At 59.4% G+C, this 4228-nt stretch carries 3 protein-coding genes; 2 read left to right on the top strand and 1 reads right to left on the bottom strand.

Going from position 1 to position 4228, the window contains the following annotated elements; genetic code table 11:
* Window positions 1-615 (top strand): glycosyltransferase family protein (locus tag AC1DLB_RS26625; protein WP_477785970.1); only part of this gene is annotated, 615 nt, incomplete at its 5' end.
* A 27-nt stretch (window positions 616-642) separates the two neighbouring features.
* Window positions 643-2010 (top strand): ArnT family glycosyltransferase, encoded by a 1368-nt coding sequence (locus AC1DLB_RS26620; protein WP_477785969.1) that lies wholly within the window; start codon window positions 643-645, stop codon window positions 2008-2010.
* A gap of 3 nt (window positions 2011-2013) precedes the next feature.
* Here the strand turns inward: AC1DLB_RS26620 and secF are convergent.
* Window positions 2014-4228, bottom strand: a 2215-nt coding sequence (gene secF / locus AC1DLB_RS26615) for a protein translocase subunit SecF (protein ID WP_477785968.1), incomplete at its 5' end; no start/stop codon positions are given.

Genomic DNA, 4228 nt, shown 5'->3' with positions numbered 1-4228 from the left:
GGCGTGATCAACGTCGTCATCGCCACCAGCGCCCTGATCGCCCTGCTTTATCTGCAAGCCACCAAGGAAGTCTACGAAAACACCGAGATGTTCACCCTGTCCCTGGCGTTCATCGTGTTGCTCGGCTGGATCATCACCAACGCCTTGCAGGTGCTGCGTCCATTGATATTCTGGGCCATGCCGGCACTCGGCATCTGGCTGCTGGTAGCGTTGTTGCCGGCAGCGATGCCGGCGCAGATCGTCAATAGCCAAATGCCTGACCAGTTCATCGCCGAGCATCTGGATGCCTTGAGTCAGACGACATCGTTGCTCAGCAACGATCTGGGCGCGGCGTCAGCCTTGTCGTGGCGCCTGAAGCGACCTCAGGTCGATCTGTTCAACACTGTCGGCGAGCTGAAATATGGCCTCGACGATCCCGCCATGGCGTCACGTAAAGTCACCCTGGACAACGTCGGGCAATGGATGACCGAGGCCCGCAAAAAAGGCGCGGTCGGCGTGGTGATGCGGGTTAACAGTGTCGCGGAGATGCAGGAAGTCGAGATGTTGCCCATCGATGGCAAGCGCTATCAGCGCGGCCACCTGGAGATTCTGATATTCCCGCAGAGCCAACCCTGACACCGTTCTTCCTACAGGAAACCCGCTATGAACCTTCGGGCTAGTGACAGGGGCGCCTTGGCGCTCCTGCTCGGCGCCTCTGCGCTGATTTTGTTGTTGGGCCTGGGCACGCGGGAGTTATGGGGGCCGGAAACCCGCTGGGCCAACATCGCGTTGCAAATGCTCCAGAGCGGTGACTATTTCGATCCCTACCTCAAGGGCGGGCCGTATTACGACAAACCGCTGCCCTCCTACTGGCTGATCACGGCCACCGCCTGGCTGACCGGAGGTTTAGGGCACTGGTCATTACGCTTGTCTTCGGTGGTTGCCGCCTGGCTGAGCGTCTGGCTGGTGTACTTGATCGGCGAGCAGCTAATGCGCAAAGGCACCGGATTGATTGCCGGGTGGATGCTGGCGACCACCTTTTATTTCGTGTTCTGGGCACGGGTCGCCACCGCCGACATCCTCACCGTCTGCGGTGTGCTGGCGGCGGTGTGGTGGTATTGGCGCGGGCCGCAAGACACGCGTTTCAGCCGTTACCTGGTGTTTTTCCTGCTGTTGTCCCTGACCTCATTGTTCAAAGGCCTGATCGGCTTCATTCTGCCGGGCTTGCTGCTATTGCCGCATGTGGTGCAGGACGGTCGCTGGAAAAGCCATCTCAATCTGCGGCTGTGCGGCGCCCTGGTCATCGCCGGGGCGTTTTACATGACGCCATGCTGGATGCTGGGGTTGTGGTTTGCGCTGCGCCACTGGCGCTGCGTCGAACCCAATACGCGCTGGCTGGTTTGGGGGTTGGGTCTGTTGATGCTGTTTTTCACGGCCAGCGGCAGTCGACGCAGTTACTACGTATTGCCCCTGGTGCCCTTCGCCCAGTTGCTGGGCGCCTGGTGGATCACCCGGCGAATGGCCGAACGCAACGCCACAGACAGGTTCGGTAGTCGCCGATTGAAAATCGGTTTCGGCCTGACCGCTGTGTTGTTGATGGCGATACTCGGTGTGTTCTATCCCTGGACCAACGGCGGTGGCGGCGTGGTTCAGTTCGGTGAGACGGTCAGGCTTGAGGCCAGCAAACGCGCACCGCTCAATACATGGCGCATGGTGATGATCGAGGTGGACAACAAAGTGCCGATGTACCTGCAAACCGGCGGCGCCCCCTTCTATTACGTGCAGCAAAGCCAGGACTTTCCTCGCACCGGCGATACCGCCGCGCTGATGACCTGGCTGGACAACACCAGCGGCCAGCACTGGGACCCGCAACGCACCATCGTTATCACCCAGTACCGCAACGGTGATGCAGTACCGCTGGACTACMTGAGTGCCGACCATCAGGTCATCACCACCACACCCACCAACGGCGAGCGCATATTCCACGGCCGTGAAGACCAGAGCGTGGCGTATATTCCCCGGGCCGAATAGGTGTCAGTGCAGGCGCTTGCTGTCGATCTTCGTCGCCAGGGTTTCCAGCGCCTCAGTACACGCAGTCAGATCCGGCGACCCAGTTCTGACTTGCTTCAACGCCCGGTCCAGGGACTTGTCGATGGAGGTCCAGCCTTCAGGATCAATCGGTCGCAGTTGTTCCTCGTTTTGGTCCCAGGCACTTTCCAGGTCAGTGATCCTGGCCCTTGCACCTTTCATGTCGCCACTGCCCAGTAGCTTTTTGGTGTCGGTAATGATGGCCATCAGGTAGGACAGATCGCCCATCGACCCGGCGGGAGTGGCTGCTACGGGGATGGCGGCACTGATCTGCTTGCTATCAAACTTGGCCAGCAGAGTCTTCAAGGCTTCGGCACAGGCTTGCGGATCCGGGTTGCCGGAGCGCAGTTGGGACAGTGCACGGTCAATCGATTTATCGACCGAAGTCCAGTCAGCCGGCGACTTCGGCTGCAAGGTTTCTTCGGCTTGATCCCACGCTGTTTCCAGATCGGTGATGCGAGCCTTGGCTGCTTTCAGGTCGCCGGCGTCCACTAAACGGGCAGTGTCTACGGTAATCGTCCGGAAACTCGACAAATCGCCAAGGGAACCGGTCACCGTCGAGGCGCTCACCGTCGTTTTACCGGCCGTTGCCTGAGCCGGCACCCAGAACCACCCACCGACGCCGACCGTGCAGACGAACAGCAGTGCCCCCAGGAACGGCGTGGACGCCAGATGCGGGACACGCTTGGGGCTGAGTTTCAATGTTGAACCAACCTTCGCCACCCGAAAGCTTCGCCGGGAAAGCGTCAGCCAGATAGCGCTGGACATGAAAATCGACGACACCGCGCCGGATATCAGACCCAGCACCAGAGCCAGCGAGAACATCTGCAACGGTTCGCAGGCAAACAGATACAGGCAGGTCGACGCCATCACCACTGTCAGCACGGTGTACAGCGAACGCCTCAGGGTCTGGCTGATGCTCAGGTTGATCAGGCTCCACAAGGCCAGCGCATCCACCGGCGGGGACTTTTTCACGTTTTCGACAATGCGTCCGAAGATCACGATCTTGTCGTTCAGTGAATAGCCGATGATCGTCAGCAATGCAGCGATGTAAGTGACGTCGATCTCGAACTTGAACAGCGAGAAGATCGCCGAAACGATGAGGATGTCCTGAACGATCGGCAGCAAGGTTGCCAAGGCGATGGCCCAGGAGAAACGCAGGCCGATATAGATTGCGATGCTGGCGAATGCCGCAATCACCGCATAAATGGCCCGAGTGGCAAAATCCCGTGCAACGCCCGGGTCTGCGGTGTTTTCCTCGTACTCTACGGTCTGATACTTACCCTTGAACGCAGTAATGATCTGCTTCAGATCAGCGGGCTTGAGCACTTCATCGAAGCGTACGGCGATGTGCTGATTCTGTGCACCGCCCACGGCCACGGTGGCCGGGATGGTGCCCGCCCCGGTCATGATTTGCGTGGCGGTTTCCTGAGTGATCGCACGGTCGACGTCGATGTCCAGCGCAGTGCCAGCGGTAAAATCAATGTCCAGGTTCAGGCCGTGAGCGCGGTAATACAGCGAGCCGGAAACGATGGTCAGCAACGAGACCACAATCGCCGTTTTACCCAGGCCCAAGAAGTTGAAACGGCGAGCCTTGGTGGCGCGCGGCTTGCTCTTTCCGATCAACCAACGCTGGCTGACCCACTGGGTATCGACCAGCCACAGCATCAGCTGGCGAATCAGCAAGAAGTTAGTGGCGACACTGATCACGATGCTCACCAGCATGGTCAGCGCAAATCCTTGAATCGGCCCGATGCCGGCCGCGAACAAGGCAATCATCGCCAGCGCGGTCACCAGGTTTGCATCACGTATCGTCGGCAGCGAGCCTTTGAAACCGTTATCCACGGCTTCGCGCAGAGACCGGCCAAGGTCGATTTCCTCGCGAATACGTTCCAGGCAAATGATGCTCGCATCCGCCGCCATGCCAATGCCCAGCACAAACGCGACCACCGCCGACAGCGACAAGGTGGCACCCGAGGCGGTGAATACAATCAGCAATAGCCACAGGTAGACCAGCGTACAAAACGCGGCGATCAAACCGGCAGTGCGGTACAGCCCCACCAGCAACAGGAAAATACAGGCGATGCCGATCAAACCTGCCTGAACGGTTTCCGCCAGCGCGGTTTTGCCGAGTACGCTGCCGACGGTCTGGGTGTATTTC

Source organism: Pseudomonas sp. 05N434 (genome assembly GCF_056396965.1).
Note: the sequence above shows the minus strand (reverse complement) of the source record. Positions and strands in the feature narration are given on the sequence as shown.